The organism is Mycobacterium sp. G7A2, from assembly GCF_041902445.1.
Lineage (GTDB): Bacteria > Actinomycetota > Actinomycetes > Mycobacteriales > Mycobacteriaceae > Mycobacterium.
The window spans coordinates 4,175,502-4,189,592 of sequence record NZ_CP169251.1 but is presented as its reverse complement, the minus strand read 5'-3'; the positions used below and the strand labels follow the sequence as shown (position 1 = coordinate 4,189,592).

At 68.7% G+C, this 14,091-nt stretch carries 13 protein-coding genes; 6 read left to right on the top strand and 7 right to left on the bottom strand.

Annotated features, from left to right (window positions below; all coding sequences use genetic code 11):
• Complete coding sequence (locus tag ACEWX3_RS19895) at window positions 1-963, bottom strand: DNA polymerase domain-containing protein (RefSeq protein ID WP_374157442.1); 963 nt, start codon at window positions 961-963, stop codon at window positions 1-3.
• Between the two features lie 180 nt (window positions 964-1,143).
• Here ACEWX3_RS19895 and ACEWX3_RS19890 point away from each other — a divergent pair, with 180 nt between their 5' ends.
• The 4 genes from ACEWX3_RS19890 to ACEWX3_RS19875 are packed head-to-tail and all read left to right on the top strand — an operon-like array spanning window position 1,144 to window position 6,118.
• Complete coding sequence (locus ACEWX3_RS19890; RefSeq protein ID WP_374157441.1) at window positions 1,144-4,008, top strand: RND family transporter; 2,865 nt, start codon at window positions 1,144-1,146, stop codon at window positions 4,006-4,008.
• Between the two features lie 42 nt (window positions 4,009-4,050).
• A complete protein-coding gene (locus tag ACEWX3_RS19885; protein WP_374157440.1) occupies window positions 4,051-5,013 on the top strand; it encodes a DUF808 domain-containing protein in 963 nt (320 codons plus the stop codon).
• Window positions 5,014-5,039: 26 nt separating this feature from the next.
• Window positions 5,040-5,462, top strand: coding sequence for a hypothetical protein (locus ACEWX3_RS19880; protein WP_374157439.1), 423 nt, complete (start codon window positions 5,040-5,042; stop codon window positions 5,460-5,462).
• 47 nt (window positions 5,463-5,509) lie between these two features.
• Entirely contained in the window at window positions 5,510-6,118 is a 609-nt protein-coding gene (locus tag ACEWX3_RS19875) for a GNAT family N-acetyltransferase (protein ID WP_207066273.1), read from the top strand.
• A 1-nt stretch (window position 6,119) separates the two neighbouring features.
• On the opposite strand, the gene mbtN is transcribed toward ACEWX3_RS19875, so the two are convergent.
• The 6 genes from mbtN to crcB (ACEWX3_RS19845) are packed head-to-tail and all read right to left on the bottom strand — an operon-like array spanning window position 6,120 to window position 11,063.
• Window positions 6,120-7,292 (bottom strand): mycobactin biosynthesis acyl-ACP dehydrogenase MbtN, encoded by a 1,173-nt coding sequence (gene mbtN / locus ACEWX3_RS19870; RefSeq protein WP_207066272.1) that lies wholly within the window; start codon window positions 7,290-7,292, stop codon window positions 6,120-6,122.
• Complete coding sequence (gene mbtM, locus ACEWX3_RS19865; protein ID WP_374157438.1) at window positions 7,289-8,866, bottom strand: long-chain-fatty acid--ACP ligase MbtM; 1,578 nt, start codon at window positions 8,864-8,866, stop codon at window positions 7,289-7,291. The genes mbtN and mbtM overlap by 4 nt, the downstream gene beginning before the upstream one ends.
• Window positions 8,863-9,225 (bottom strand): acyl carrier protein, encoded by a 363-nt coding sequence (locus ACEWX3_RS19860; RefSeq protein ID WP_374157437.1) that lies wholly within the window; start codon window positions 9,223-9,225, stop codon window positions 8,863-8,865. The genes mbtM and ACEWX3_RS19860 overlap by 4 nt, the downstream gene beginning before the upstream one ends.
• 49 nt (window positions 9,226-9,274) lie before the next feature.
• Entirely contained in the window at window positions 9,275-10,297 is a 1,023-nt protein-coding gene (locus tag ACEWX3_RS19855; RefSeq protein WP_374159905.1) for a DUF190 domain-containing protein, read from the bottom strand.
• A gap of 5 nt (window positions 10,298-10,302) precedes the next feature.
• Window positions 10,303-10,671 (bottom strand): fluoride efflux transporter CrcB, encoded by a 369-nt coding sequence (gene crcB / locus ACEWX3_RS19850; RefSeq protein WP_207066269.1) that lies wholly within the window; start codon window positions 10,669-10,671, stop codon window positions 10,303-10,305.
• Window positions 10,668-11,063 (bottom strand): fluoride efflux transporter CrcB, encoded by a 396-nt coding sequence (gene crcB / locus ACEWX3_RS19845; protein ID WP_373889045.1) that lies wholly within the window; start codon window positions 11,061-11,063, stop codon window positions 10,668-10,670. The genes crcB (ACEWX3_RS19850) and crcB (ACEWX3_RS19845) overlap by 4 nt, the downstream gene beginning before the upstream one ends.
• A gap of 71 nt (window positions 11,064-11,134) precedes the next feature.
• Between crcB (ACEWX3_RS19845) and pgm the strand changes: the two genes are divergently transcribed.
• Window positions 11,135-12,781, top strand: a complete 1,647-nt coding sequence (gene pgm / locus ACEWX3_RS19840; protein ID WP_374157436.1) for a phosphoglucomutase (alpha-D-glucose-1,6-bisphosphate-dependent) — start codon at window positions 11,135-11,137, stop codon at window positions 12,779-12,781.
• Window positions 12,782-12,794: 13 nt separating this feature from the next.
• A complete protein-coding gene (locus ACEWX3_RS19835; RefSeq protein ID WP_374157435.1) occupies window positions 12,795-14,069 on the top strand; it encodes an MFS transporter in 1,275 nt (424 codons plus the stop codon).
• The last annotated feature ends 22 nt before the right edge of the window (window positions 14,070-14,091 follow it).

Below are 14,091 nucleotides of genomic sequence, written 5' to 3'. Positions count from 1 at the left end.
TCAGTCCTGCCGCTCGTCCCGGCGCTGCCGGGCGCGACGTTTGCCTTCGTGCATCGCGGCGACCCGGGCGACCGGGATGCGGTGTCCCTCGTCGACGAGGTCCTCGGGCAGCCGCTGCGGCGCCGGCATCGTCTCGGCCCACGGGTCCCCACCCGACAGCAGACCCGGCGCCGTGTGCACGGTGAACTCACGCGGGTCGGCGCGGTCCAGATCTGACCACGCCAACGGGAAGGACACCGGGGTGCCCGGCCGTAATCGCGGGCTGTACACCGCGGCGACCGTCGCGCCGCCGGCGCGGGTGGCATCGACGAAGACCTTGCCGGCGCGCTCCTCGACGAGAAACGCGGTGGTGGCGGCGGACCGGTCGAGAGCCTCGCTGCGCGCGGCCAACGCACGTGTCGCGGCGGCGACGTCGTCGGCCGCGGCGCCGCCGGCGACCGGAACGACGATGTGCAGGCCGCGGGAGCCGCTGGTCTTCACCGCCCCGGAGAGCCCGCAGGCGGTGAGCGCGGTGTGCACCTGATTCGCCACCGCCACGACTGCGGCGAACGGAGCGCGCGCCGGCGGATCGAGGTCGAGGACCAGATGTGTTGGCCGGTAGATGTTCTCGGCCGGGCCCAGTGTCGGGTGGTATTCGACGGCGCGTTGGTTGGCCAGCCACAGCAGTGTCCGTCGATCGTCGCACAGCGCATAGCGGATCGATCGTCGCGACGCCTCGGCCCAGATCTCGACGGTGCGCACCCAGTCCGGCGTGTACTTGGGCACGTTCTTCTGCATGAACGGGGCCCGCCCCCGCAACGCCCGCAGCACGGTCAGCGGGCGACCGGCAAGGGCGGGCAGGATTCGGTCGGCTACGGCATCGAGGTAGTCGACGAGGTCCCGCTTGGTCGCGTCGGCGTCGGGACCGAGCGGCTGGTCGAGATTGGTCAGGTCGACTCCGGCCCGCTGCTCTCCGGCGCTCATCGGTCCAGCCTAGGTTCCGGCACACGGCAGAAGCTGTGAAACGCCTGTCAGAACGGCCTGCGGCGCGCCGTTGACAGCCGATGCTTTGACGGGCTAGATGTATGACACGCGACACACGTTGTGTCACGCCGGCAGCGTCGTTGCGGGGTGAGGCCCGCGCCTGAGCAGGGGGCAGTGCACGTGGCGAAGTCGACTGCCGGCCGATCGGGCGTGGCCCGAGCGATCCGCGTTTTGGCGGTGCCGATCATTCTGGGCTGGGTGCTGCTGACCGTCGTCACCAACGTCGCCGTGCCCCCTCTGGAGAAGGTCGGCGAAGAACACACCGTCGGGTTGAGCGCCCAGGATGCGCCGTCGATGGTGTCGATGAAGCGGATCGGGGCCGACTTCGAGGAATTCGACTCCGACAGCAACGCGATGATCGTGTTGGAGGGCGAGCAGCCCCTCGGCGGGGACGCGCACCGGTACTACGACGGCCTGGTCGACCGGTTGCAGGCCGACACCGCGCACGTGCAGCACGTGGCGGACTTCTGGGGAGATCCGTTGACCGCCTCGGGTGCCCAGAGCACCGACGGCAAATCTGCCTACGTGCAGGTCTACCTGCGCGGCAACCAAGGGGAGTCGCTGGCCAACGAGTCTGTCGCCGCGGTACGGGACCTCGTCGCCACGACGCCGAGCCCGCCGGGCGTCACGACCTACGTCACGGGTGGTGCTCCTCTGGTGGCCGATCAGCACCACGCGGGCGACAAGAGCGTCTTCCGGGTCACCCTCATCACGATCGGCGTGATCGCCGTGATGTTGCTGGTGGTGTACCGGTCGCTGGGCACCATGGTGCTGATCCTGCTGATGGTGTTCGTCGAACTCGGCGCTGCCCGCGGAATCGTCGCGTTCCTCGCCGATCAGGAGATCATCGGGCTGTCCACCTTTGCGGTCAACCTGTTGACTCTGATGGTCATCGCCGCGGGCACCGATTACGCGATATTCGCGATCGGTCGCTATCAGGAAGCCCGGGGCGCCGGCGACGACCGGGAAGCCGCCTACTACACGATGTTTCACGGCACCGCCCACGTGGTGCTGGGCTCGGGGCTGACCATCGCCGGAGCCATGCTCTGTCTGAGTTTCACCCGGTTGCCCTACTTCCAGACCCTGGGCGTGCCCTGCGCGGTCGGAACGTTCGTCGCCGTCGTGGCGGCGCTGACGCTGGGCCCCGCGGTGGTCACGGTGGCCAGTCGATTCGGACGCTTCGAACCGAAGCGCGCGATCAGCTCGCGCGGTTGGCGCCGGGTCGGGGTGACAGTGGTCCGGTGGCCAGGTCCGGTGCTGGCCGCGACCATCGCTCTGGCGTTGGTCGGGCTACTCACCCTGCCCGGGTACCGAACCAATTACGATGCCCGGCAGTATCTTCCCGCTGACATTCCGGCCAACGTCGGCTACGCGGCGGCCGAACGGCACTTCGGTGCCGCGCGGATGAACCCCGAATTGCTGATGGTCGAAAGCGATCATGATCTGCGCAACTCGGCAGACTTCCTCGTCATCGACAAGATCGCCAAGGCGATCTTCCGGGTGCCCGGTGTCGCGCGGGTGCAGACCATCACCCGCCCCGACGGCAAACCGATCAAGCATTCGACCATCCCGTTCCAGATGAGCATGCAGGGCACCACGAATCAGTTGAACCAGACCTATCTGCAGGACCGGTTCGCCGACATGCTGGTGCAGGCCGACGAGATGCAGACCACGATCGACACGATGGCTCAGATGTCGGCCATCACGGAGCAGATGGCCGACACCACCCACCGGATGGTCGCCAAGACCAAGGACATGACGCTCGACATCGTCGAACTGCGTGATCATCTCGCCGACCTCGATGACTTCATCCGTCCCATCCGCAGCTACTTCTACTGGGAGCCACACTGTTACGACATCCCGGCATGCTGGGCGCTGCGGTCGGTGTTCGACACCCTCGACGGCATCAACCCCCTGACCGACGACATCCAGGACCTGGTCCCCGAACTCGAGCGCCTCGACGCGCTCATGCCCCAGCTGGTGGCTCTGCTGCCGCAGCAGATCGAGTCGATGCGGACGATGAAATCGATGATGCTGACGATGTACCAGTCGCAGAAGGGCATGCAGGACCAGCTCGCCGCGGCGCAGGAGAACTCCGATGCGATGGGCGACGCGTTCGACACGGCGATGAACGACGACTCGTTCTATCTTCCGCCCGAAGTCTTCGATAACGACGACTTCAAGCGCGGGATCGCGAATTTCATCTCGCCCGACGGCAAGTCCGTCCGATTCATCATCAGCCACGAGGGTGACCCCGCGACCGTCGACGGTATCTCGCACGTGGTGCCGATCAAGACCGCAGCCAAAGAAGCCATCAAGGGCACCCCGCTGGAGGGGGCGACGATCTATCTGGCCGGCACCGCGGCCACCTACAAGGACATGCGCGACGGGTCCAACTACGATCTGCTCATCGCCGGGATCGCGGCGGTGACACTGATCTTCAGCATCATGCTGGTCATCACCGGCAGTGTGGTGGCCGCCGGGGTGATCGTCGGCACGGTGCTGCTGTCGCTGGGGGCTTCGTTCGGGCTCTCGGTGTTGGTCTGGCAGCACCTTCTCGGCCTCGAGCTGCACTGGATGGTGCTGCCGATGTCGGTCATCCTGCTGCTGGCCGTCGGATCGGACTACAACCTGCTGTTGGTGTCGCGGTTCAAGGAGGAGTTGGGCGGTGGCCTGAAGACCGGCATCATCCGGGCCATGGCCGGTACCGGCTCGGTGGTGACGTCGGCGGGATTGGTGTTCGCATTCACGATGGCCTCGTTCGCGTTCAGCGATCTCAAGGTGATGGCGCAGGTCGGGACGACGATTGCCATGGGGTTGCTGTTCGACACGCTGATCGTGCGCTCGTTCATGACACCGGCGGTCGCCTCGCTGCTCGGCAGGTGGTTCTGGTGGCCCCGCCGGGTGCCCGACCAGGCGTCTCAGCGAAGGCTGGCCGCGATCGGATGCGGCCCGAGCACCGTCACTCCAGCCGCGCCGCGCTGACCGGCGACGGGTACCGTTGCCACCCATGAGCGAGGGGACGCGATGAGCGGCGGCCTGTTCGCCCTCCTGGACGACGTCGCGGTGCTGGCCCGGCTGGCCGCCGCGTCGGTCGACGACATCGGGGCGGCCGCCGGCCGCGCCACGGCTAAAGCTGCGGGCGTGGTCATCGACGACACGGCGGTCACCCCGCAGTACGTCCACGGCATCGCCGCGGAGCGCGAGCTGCCGATCATCAAGCGGATCGCCATCGGGTCGCTGCGCAACAAGATCGTCTTCATCCTGCCCGCGATCATGCTGCTGAGTCAGTTCGCGCCGTGGCTGCTGACCCCGATCCTGATGCTCGGTGCCACCTTCCTGTGTTACGAGGGCGCCGAGAAGGTCTGGGGCAAGATCACCGGGCACGGCGGGCACGCCGTACCGGCCGCCGCGGCCGGGCCCGATGCCGAGCGGTTCATGGTGACCGGCGCGATCCGCACCGACCTGATCCTGTCGGCCGAGATCATGGTCATCGCGCTCAACGAGGTGGCCGACCAGTCGTTCCTGCCCCGACTGATCATCCTGCTCGTGGTCGCGGTGGTCATCACCGCGGTGGTGTACGGCGTCGTCGCGGGAATCGTGAAGATGGACGACGTGGGGTTGCGCCTGACGCAGCGGTCGTCGGCATTCGCCAAGAAGGTGGGCCGCGGCCTGGTTGCCGGCATGCCGAAACTGCTCGGCGCGCTGTCGCTCGTCGGCACCGTCGCCATGCTGTGGGTGGGCGGGCACATCCTGCTGTTGGGCACCGACGAACTCGGGTGGCATCTGCCCTACGAGCTGGTGCATCACGCCGAGGAGTATGTGCACCACGTCGCCGCCGTGGGCGGGGTCCTGGCATGGCTGGTGAACACCGCCGCCTCCGCGGTGGTGGGCCTCGTGGTGGGAGCCGTGGTGGTGGCGGTCGTGCACGTGCTGCCGTTCGGCAAGAAGGATCCGGCGGCGCCGGCAGATCGAGCCGACCACGGCTGAGCCCCTGGACGTCCTAAGGTAGCGCCATGCAGGTCGCCGGAATCGCCGCGACGTTCGTGTGGCTGGGAATGGTGCTGGCGATCTCCTTCCTGGAGGCGCCGCTGAAATTCCGTGCGCCGGGGGTGACGCTGCAGATCGGTCTCGGCATCGGGCGGCTGGTGTTCCGTGCGCTCAACGTCTGCGAAGCACTGCTGGCGGTGACGGTGATTGTCGCGGTGTGGGCGGGTGGCGCCTCGACACTGGGCGTCGCGGCGGCGGCGGTGGCAGTGGTGATGCTGGCCGTGCAGATCGTCGCGGTGCGGCCGGCGCTGACGCGCCGATCGGATCAGGTTCTGGCCGGCGCCGAAGGGCCACGCTCCCACGCGCATCTCGTGTATGTCGGTCTCGAGATCGTCAAGGTGATCGCGCTCGCCACCGCGGGTGTTGCGCTCTCGGCGACCGCATCCTAGGTAGGTAACCCTACCCTCACCTGGCTCGGGTAGGGTCAGCCACCACGATGACCGATGTGCTGCCGATCCTGCCCCGCGAGCTCACCGACCTCCGCGAGGAGGTGCGCGTGGTGCCGCCTCCGCCGACACCGCAGCTGCGCGAACCCTTCTCGGTCAGGCTGGTCGAGCCCGACGCCGACGCGGAGATGATCGCGGAGTGGATGAACCGTCCGCATCTGGCCGAGACGTGGGAGTACGACCGGCCGGTGACGTGGTGGAGTCGTTATCTCCAGGCGCAGCTGGCCGGTGAGTACTCACGACCGTTCCTCGGCGTCTTCAAGGGCGATCCGCTCGGCTACATCGAGGTCTACCGCGCGGCCAAGGACTCCATCGCCCCGTGCTACGACGCCGACCCGTACGACCTCGGACTGCACGCCGCGATCGCCGACCTCGACATCGTCAACCGTGGTTTCGGTCCGCTGCTGCTGCCTCGGCTGGCCGCCAACCTGTTCCAGAGCGAACCTCGCTGCAAGCGCATCATGTTCGACCCTGACCACCGCAACACCGCGGCGCGCCGGCTGTGCGAATACGCCCGCTGCGACTTCCTCGGCGAGCACCAGATGTCCAACCGCCGGATGGCCCTTTACGCGCTGAACCGGCCCGCCGACGGGCAGTGACTCACTCGGGCGCTGCCCCGATCATCGCGTCATAACCGTCGTAGTCGGGGCGCATCGCCGCGGCGACCAGCTCCCACAGCACCTCGTCGGTGCCGCCTCCCACGCGGGCCAGCTTCATGTCTTTCCACCACCGGCCCAACGGAGTCTCGTCAACCAGATATCCGGCGCCGCCGAACAGATGCATGCACTCCGACAGCACCTCCTCACCCAGCCGAGCGGCAGTGACCTTGACTGCGGCCGCGGCCCGCAGATCCAACCGGCCCTGTGCGGCGATACCGTGCAGGCCGTGACGCAGCAGGTCCACCCGGGCCTGCAGGTCGGCCATCCGCATCCGCAGCGCCTGGTGTTCGAACAGCGTCGCGCCGAACTGTGTGCGTCGCATCATGCGGGCGTGGGTGATTGCGAGGACGCGCTGGCACGACGACGCCACCTGACCCGCGATCGACATGCGTTCGTGTGCCAGACCCCACGAGATGGCCGCCAGCCCGGTGCCGGCGCGGGCGACGAGATGGTCGGCGGGCACCCAGGTGTCGATGTGGACCGCGGCGGTGTCCAGGGGGCCCGCCCCGACCTTGCGCCACGGTGGCTGCACCTGGACCTGTGCGGTGGGAACGGCGATGACGAGGACATTGCCGTGCCGGCTGGCGGGGTCGTGGTCCACGCTGCGGGCGACGACCATGATGTGATCGGCGACGGGGGACAGGGAGACGAACTTCTTGACGCCCCGTACCTCGAACCCCTCACCGGCGGAACGTGCCTCGGTCTGGACGATCTGCAGGTCGGAGCCGCCGGACTCCTCGGACGCGCCGATGCACAGCACCGACTGGCCGTCGACGGCCTGTTCGCAGACGTTGCGGAGGTGCTCGGACTTGCCGAACCTGCGCAGGATCGCGATCGCCGAGTCGTGCAGGCTCACACCTACGCCGATACCGGCCGACCCCAGCCGGCCCAGGCTGAATGCCAGCTCGTTCAGTTTGGCGACGTCGGGGTGCTGGCCGCCGCGCGGACCCCACTTCGCGCGGAACACCCCCGCGGAGCCCAGATGCTCGATCAACTTGCGGGGAAACTGCTCGGCCGCTTCGGCGTCGGCGGTCCAGCCCGTGACGGTGTCGTCGAAGACCCGGCCCAGCAGGTCGCGGTAGTCGTCCAGGCCGACCGCTACCGGGACCGTCATGTGCGCACCGCCTCCAGAGTGTTCTTGACCTGCAATCGGCGCAGCTTGCCCGACGTTGTCCGCGGCAGCGATCCGGGCGCGACGAACACCACGTCGGCCGGGACGACGCCGCACTGTGAGGCCACCCGCTGCACCAGCTCGGTGCGCGCGCCCGCCTCGTCGGCCCCGCGGAACTCCGCGGTGATGACCAGCCCCGGCCGGGCCGAGTCGGTGCCGGCGCCCACGGCGACGACACCGCCCTCCCGCACGCCGCGGACCTGCGCGGCCACACGTTCGATCTCGCTGGGGAACAGGTTGCGCCCGGCCACGGTGATGAGCTCCTTGACCCGGCCGCACACGACCAGGCCGGAATCGGTCAGGTAGCCCAGGTCGCCGGTGGTGAACCAGTCGTGGATGGGCAAGGGTTCCTCGCCGAGATAGCCGCTCATCATCGATGTGCCGCGGATCTGGATCTCGCCGACGTCACCGCCGGCGGCGTCGCTGCGTTCGGTGGGTACCACCCGCAGCTCCATCCCCGGGATCACGTCACCGACCAGGGCATGCCGTTGGGTCGAACCCGTTGTCGCATCGACGGTTTCGTCGACCAGTAGTCCGGTTCCCGGGCGGGGGATCGTGACCGCGCAGGAGGCCTCGGCCAGGCCGTAGGACGGGGCGGCCGCATGCGGGTCCAGACCGAAGCGGCCGAATTCGGTCAGGAACAACTCGTAGCCGGCGCAGTCGATGGGTTCGCCGCCGTTGAGCGCGAAACGCAGTCGGCTCAGGTCGACGTCGGAGACCCGGCGGGAGTACCGGCCGAGCACCGAATAGGCGAAGTTCGGTGCCGCCGTGAGGGTTGCGCCGCTGTCGGAGAGCCAGCGCAGCCAGCGGAACGGAGACGCCGAGAACGCTCCTGTCGGCGCCAGCCACATCTCCGGGCCGCTGACGAAGCCGGTCAGCAAAAAGGTCAAGCCCATGTCGTGGTACAGCGGCAGCCAGGTGCAGCCGACGTCGCGGCCCGGGTCCACTGCGGTGTGCTGCAGAACCCCGGAGACGTTGTCGAGCACCGACGACGGGGGCAGCACCGCGGTGCGCGGGGTTCCGGTGGACCCGGCGGTGCCCTGCAGGACGGCTGGGGTGTCGGCGGGGGTCGGTTGAGGCAGCAGAGTGGACGAGCGTCGGGGATGCCCCGCCGCGACCGCGTCGTGCACGGTCAGTCCGGAGTCGCAGTCGCGCAGCAGGTTCAGGCAGTCGCCGTGGCTGAACACCTGCGTCACGCCGATGTCGGTGAGGCGGGTGGTGGTCGCCTTGGCCCACTGGCGTTCGTCGGCGCCGCGCACCGGGCCCGGCAGGATGGCCACCGCGCGCCCGGCCAGCCACGCCCCCTGAATGGCGGCGACGATCTCGACCGTGGGTTCGCCGATCAGGCCCACATCGCCGTCGCCACTGTCGAGAACTCGTTCGGCGATGTTCTCGGCGCGGCAGTGCACTTCTTGCCAGGGGTGGCGCCGCCACTCGGCGTCGTCGCGGTTCAAGATCACCAAATCGTGTGGCGACGAGGTCATCGTCTGCCGTGCTGCGGTCGCGAGCGCACTCACTGCTCGGCCGGGGCTTTCGCGAGGATCGCAGCCTCGAGGTCGCCGACGGTGTTGCACGTCAACAGGTCCTCTTCGGACAGGACCACCCCGATCTTGTCCTCGATCGCGACCATCCCGACGGCGAACGCGACCGAGTCGAGGCCGACATCGTCGATCAGGCGTGAATCACGGTTCACCCGGGTGACGTCGACGTTGAGGTCGTCGCGCAGGATGTCGGCCAGCGCGGCGCTGATGCGGGGCGGGATGGGCGTCTCCATGCGGCGAGACGTTACACCGACTACTAAAGGTAGGCTACGCTTACCTCGATCGCTCACCCTTGCTACTGCGATCGCGACCCGAGGCCGATTCAAGGCACGCATTCGTGTGGCATCCCGTGGTGTCGCAACACCTCGAACTGGTGGCGTGCCGTCACTCCAGCAGAAGGCCACCCTGGGTGCGGCCGTGGTCCAGCGCGAGCATCGCCGGAACGGTTTCGCAGGTCACCAGGCCGTGGGTGACGGTCAGTTCGTCGATGACGGGGTAGCTGGCTGCGATGCTCTCGGCGGTGTCGACGATCACCGTGCTCACCGGCACGTGCCGGGCCAGTTGAAAGAGCTGATCACCATGTGGCGCCTGTGCGCCGTGGTACCCCCAGATGCTCCGCAGCACCGTGGCGCCGTTGGCGTGGTCGGTCTGCATCAACCTGCTCACCAACGCGCGGTGGACGGGGGTGCCGTCATGGCGGCTGTCTTCGTCGGTGCGCACCGTCACCTTGAGGTAACCGCCGGGCACCCTCCCTGGTTCGGCAATGACGTGGCCGGCGTTCTTGCACACCACAATCCGCTCCAGTGTGATCAGCGGGTCCGCCAGGTGCGGCCGCAGTTCGGTCAATGCGGCCTCCGCCTGGGCTGCGGTGCCGACGCCCACCACGATCAGCGGTACGTCGGCGTTGCGGCTGAAGAACCGCGCCCGCCGCCGCTCGCCGGAGACGGTGCCGTCGACCCCGAGAAACACCTCGGCGGAAAGGAATCCGAGTCGGTGGAACACCTCGCAGACCCGCAGATAGCCGGCCGCACCCGCGACGCGCTGCCGACGGCCCAGATACACCGACAGGCGCACGTCGTCGCTGGATGCGGGGTCGGGTAGGGTGCGGCCGCGCTCGAGGGTCAGCACGCCACGGTCCACTACCCCGGCGACCTCCTCGGCCAGCGGAATGATGCGGTCCGCGCTGTCCACGGCGGTGAGGGTCACGGGCGGGTCCTCGGACAGGCTGAGCGAGCGATCGCTGCGCACCACATGGGCCGGGCCGAAGCTCGCGATACCGCGCAGCATGACGCTGGTGGCGATCGATTGCTGGTCGTAGCGGTCCAACAGCTCCTCGGCCAGAAAGCGACCGCCGTGCCGCTCGCGTTCGGCGAAATATGCTGTGAGGGTGAGGATCTCCTGACCTATCGGGTTCACAGCAACCCCGCGATCGTCTGCCCGGCGTAGGCCGCGGGCAGGCCCAACGCGATGCTGACCACGATGTTCGCCACCGCCGGTGCGAGTTGGCGCTCCTCGGCCAGTCGGTGCGTCTCGAGCATCCACGTGGAGAACGTCGTGTAGGCACCGACGAAGGCGGTGCCGGCCACCAACGCCAGGTGTGGGCTCAGGGCCAGGCCGGCGACGAAACCCAAGAGCAGCGCGCCGGTGAGATTGACGGCCAGCGTGCCGGCCGGAAAGCTGCCGCCCGAGCGGCGCGACACCGCGCGGTCGACGGTGAAGCGCAGCAGCGAGCCCAGCCCGCCGCACACCAGCACGCCCAGCCAGCTCAGCGCCGTCGTCATCGCCGCATCCACCCCCGGCGCACCAACACCGTGGCTAGGTAGACAGCGAGCAGGCCCAGTGCGACGCTTGCCGCGGTGTAGCCGACCGCCAGTCCGTAGTGGCCGTGCTCGAGCATGGCGATGGTCTCGACCTGCATCGTCGAGAACGTGGTCAGACCGCCGCAGAAGCCGGTCCCCAGAAACGGTCGCCGGTAGCTCGACAGCGGCAGCCGTTCCAGCAGTCGGGTGACGAACACGCCGAGCAGGAACGCGCCCACGATGTTGACGGTGAACGTCGGCCACGGCCAGCGGCCGGGATCCGGGGCGGCGAGCTCTTCGAAACCCGCCCGAGCCAAGGTACCCAGCGCACCGCCTGCGAACACCGCAGCCAGTTCCCGCCGGTCGACAGCCATCACCGAAGAGTATGCACAGCAGACCCCCGCCCGGGTACTGCGACGGGCCGCCGCGTAGCAGAATCGAGGACATGGCTGCGAACCCCCGGGCCGGGCAACCGGCACAACCCGAAGACCTCATCGATGTCGCACAGGTGGTGACCGCCTACTACTCCGTGTCGCCCGATCCGGACGACGTCGACCAGCAGGTCGCCTTCGGCACGTCCGGGCATCGCGGCTCCAGCCTCGACGCGGCCTTCAACGAGGCGCACATCCTGGCGACCACGCAGGCCATCGTCGAGTACCGGGCCGCCCAGGGCACCACCGGGCCGCTGTTCATCGGCCGCGACACCCATGCCCTGTCCGAACCGGCGTGGGTGTCGGCGCTCGAGGTACTCGCGGCCAACGACGTTGTCGTCAAGATCGATTCGGCCGATCGCTACACCCCGACCCCGGCGGTCAGCCACGCGATCCTGACCTACAACCGGGGACGTGAGACGGGACTGGCCGACGGCATCGTCGTCACGCCCTCGCACAACCCACCCCGCGACGGCGGCTTCAAGTACAACCCGCCCCACGGCGGGCCCGCCGACACCGACGCCACCGGTGCCATCGCGACGCGGGCCAACGAGATCCTGCGCGACGGTCTCAAGGAAGTGCGCCGCGTGCCCCTGGCGCGTGCCCTGGGCGCCGCGGAGCGTCACGACTACCTGGACGCCTACGTCGCCGACCTGCCGAACGTCGTCGACATCCACGCCATCAAAGCCGAGGGCATCCGCATCGGCGCCGACCCGCTCGGCGGCGCCAGCGTCGACTACTGGGCGGCCATCGCCGACCGGTACGACCTCAACCTCACGGTGGTCAACCCGCTCGTCGACGCGACCTGGCGGTTCATGACGCTCGACGGCGACGGCAAGATCCGGATGGACTGCAGCTCGCCGAACGCGATGGCTTCGCTGGTGCACAAAGTCGTCGGCGACGCTGACCTCTACCAGATCGCCACCGGCAACGACGCCGACTCCGACCGGCACGGCATCGTCACCCCCGACGGCGGGCTGCTGAACCCCAACCACTACCTGGCCGTGGCGATCGACTACCTGTGCACGCACCGGGCCACCTGGCCCGCCGGAACGGCGATCGGCAAGACCGCGGTCAGCTCGTCGATCATCGATCGCGTGGTGGCGGGGCTGGACCGCAACCTGATGGAGGTGCCGGTCGGGTTCAAATGGTTCGTCGACGGACTCCTCGGCGGCACGATCGGCTTCGGCGGCGAGGAGAGTGCCGGAGCGTCCTTCCTGCGCACCGACGGCACCGTCTGGACCACCGACAAGGACGGCATCATCTTGGCGCTGCTGGCCTCGGAGATCCTTGCTGTCACCGGCTCGACCCCGTCGCAGCGCTACGCGCAACTGGCCGACAAGTACGGCGCACCGACCTATGCCCGCATCGACGCGCCGGCAGACCGGGAGCAGAAGGCGCGGCTGGCCAAGCTGTCACCCGAGCAGGTCACCGCCACCGAACTCGCCGGCGAGCCGATCACCGCCAAACTGACCACCGCCCCCGGAAACGGGGCGCCCCTCGGCGGGCTGAAGGTGACCACCGAGAACGCCTGGTTCGCCGCGCGTCCGTCCGGCACCGAGGACGTCTACAAGATCTATGCGGAGTCGTTCCAGGGCGCCGACCACCTCGCGCAGGTGCAGGAGGCGGCGCGCGACGTGGTGAACAAGGTCATCTCTTGAGGCCGGTTCGTTCGTGACACCGGGGTCCCGCGGCGTTCCGCCGGCGGCCTCGGCCGAAGCCAAACAGCGGCTGCCCCGCGAAGTCTGGGTGCTGGTCGTCGCCAATGTGGTGGTCGCGCTCGGCTACGGCGTGGTGGCGCCGGTACTGCCGCAGTACGCGCGGCACTTCGGGGTGAGCATCAGCGCGGCGACGTTCGTCATCACCGCGTTCGCCGTGATGCGGTTGATCGGTGCGCCCCCGGCCGGTCTGCTCGTGCAGCGGCTGGGGGAGCGGCGCATCTACATCAGCGGTCTGCTGATTGTGGCGCTGTCGACCGGGGCGTGCGCGTTCGCGCAGACGTATTGGCAGCTGCTGCTGTTCCGGTCGCTGGGCGGTGTCGGCTCGGCGATGTTCACCGTGTCGTCGCTGGGCCTGATGATTAGGATCTCGCCGCCGGGTGCGCGCGGCCGCGTCGCGGGGTTGTTCTCGTCGGGCTTCATGATCGGCTCGGTCGCCGGGCCGATCCTGGGCAGCCTCACCGTGGGCCTAGGGCTGTCCGCACCGTTCCTGATCTACGGCGCAGCGCTGCTCGTCGCCGCCGTCGTCGTGTTCGTCAGCCTGCGCAACTCGACAGTCGTGACCGGCAACGACCAGGCCGACGACCCGGTCCCGGTGCGCGCTGTGCTGCGGCACCGCGCCTACCGGGCGGCGTTGTTCTCCAACTTCGCGACCGGGTGGGCGTCGTTCGGGCTGCGCATCGCGCTGGTGCCGCTGTTCGTCGTCGAGGTGCTCGACCGCGGCGCCGGAGCGGCGGGAGTGGCGCTGGCCGCGTTCGCGGTCGGCAACATCTCCGTGGTGATCCCGAGTGGATACCTCTCGGACCGGATCGGGCGACGCAAATTGTTGATCGGTGGGTTGGCGGTGGCGGCGGTCTCGACCGCGGTCGTCGGCTTCACCCCGTCTTTCCCGCTGTTTTTGGTCGCGGCCTACGTTGCCGGCGCGGCGACCGGGGTGTTCGTCTCCCCGCAGCAGGCCGCGGTGGCGGACGTGGTGGGCAACAAGTCTCGCGGTGGCACGGCGGTGGCGACTTTCCAGATGATGGCGGACTTCGGCTCGATCGGCGGGTCGCTGTTGGTGGGCCTGATCGCGCAGTACACGTCGTTCGCGTGGGCATTTGCCATCAGCGGGTTGATCCTGGCGCTCGCCTCCCTCGGCTGGGTGTTCGCCCCCGAAACCCGGCCCCGCCCCGCTGCCGAACCCACCGAAGCCCGCCCGCTGGGTCCCGAAGCCGGAGGTGAGGTGCCGTGACCAGCGATTTTGAGCGGCTACC

Bases quoted from the DNA above. Each gene is read 5' to 3' on its own strand.
- crcB (WP_207066269.1), bottom strand. From the start codon at position 10,671: ATGACGACGGCGCTGAGCTGGCTGGGCGTGCTGGTGTGCGGCGGGCTG.
- ACEWX3_RS19885 (WP_374157440.1), top strand. From the start codon at position 4,051: ATGAGCGGCGGCCTGTTCGCCCTCCTGGACGACGTCGCGGTGCTGGCC.
- ACEWX3_RS19860 (WP_374157437.1), bottom strand. From the start codon at position 9,225: ATGCGTGCCTTGAATCGGCCTCGGGTCGCGATCGCAGTAGCAAGGGTG.
- pgm (WP_374157436.1), top strand. From the start codon at position 11,135: ATGGCTGCGAACCCCCGGGCCGGGCAACCGGCACAACCCGAAGACCTC.
- ACEWX3_RS19880 (WP_374157439.1), top strand. From the start codon at position 5,040: ATGCAGGTCGCCGGAATCGCCGCGACGTTCGTGTGGCTGGGAATGGTG.
- ACEWX3_RS19895 (WP_374157442.1), bottom strand. From the start codon at position 963: ATGAGCGCCGGAGAGCAGCGGGCCGGAGTCGACCTGACCAATCTCGAC.
- mbtN (WP_207066272.1), bottom strand. From the start codon at position 7,292: ATGACGGTCCCGGTAGCGGTCGGCCTGGACGACTACCGCGACCTGCTG.
- crcB (WP_373889045.1), bottom strand. From the start codon at position 11,063: ATGGCTGTCGACCGGCGGGAACTGGCTGCGGTGTTCGCAGGCGGTGCG.
- ACEWX3_RS19875 (WP_207066273.1), top strand. From the start codon at position 5,510: ATGACCGATGTGCTGCCGATCCTGCCCCGCGAGCTCACCGACCTCCGC.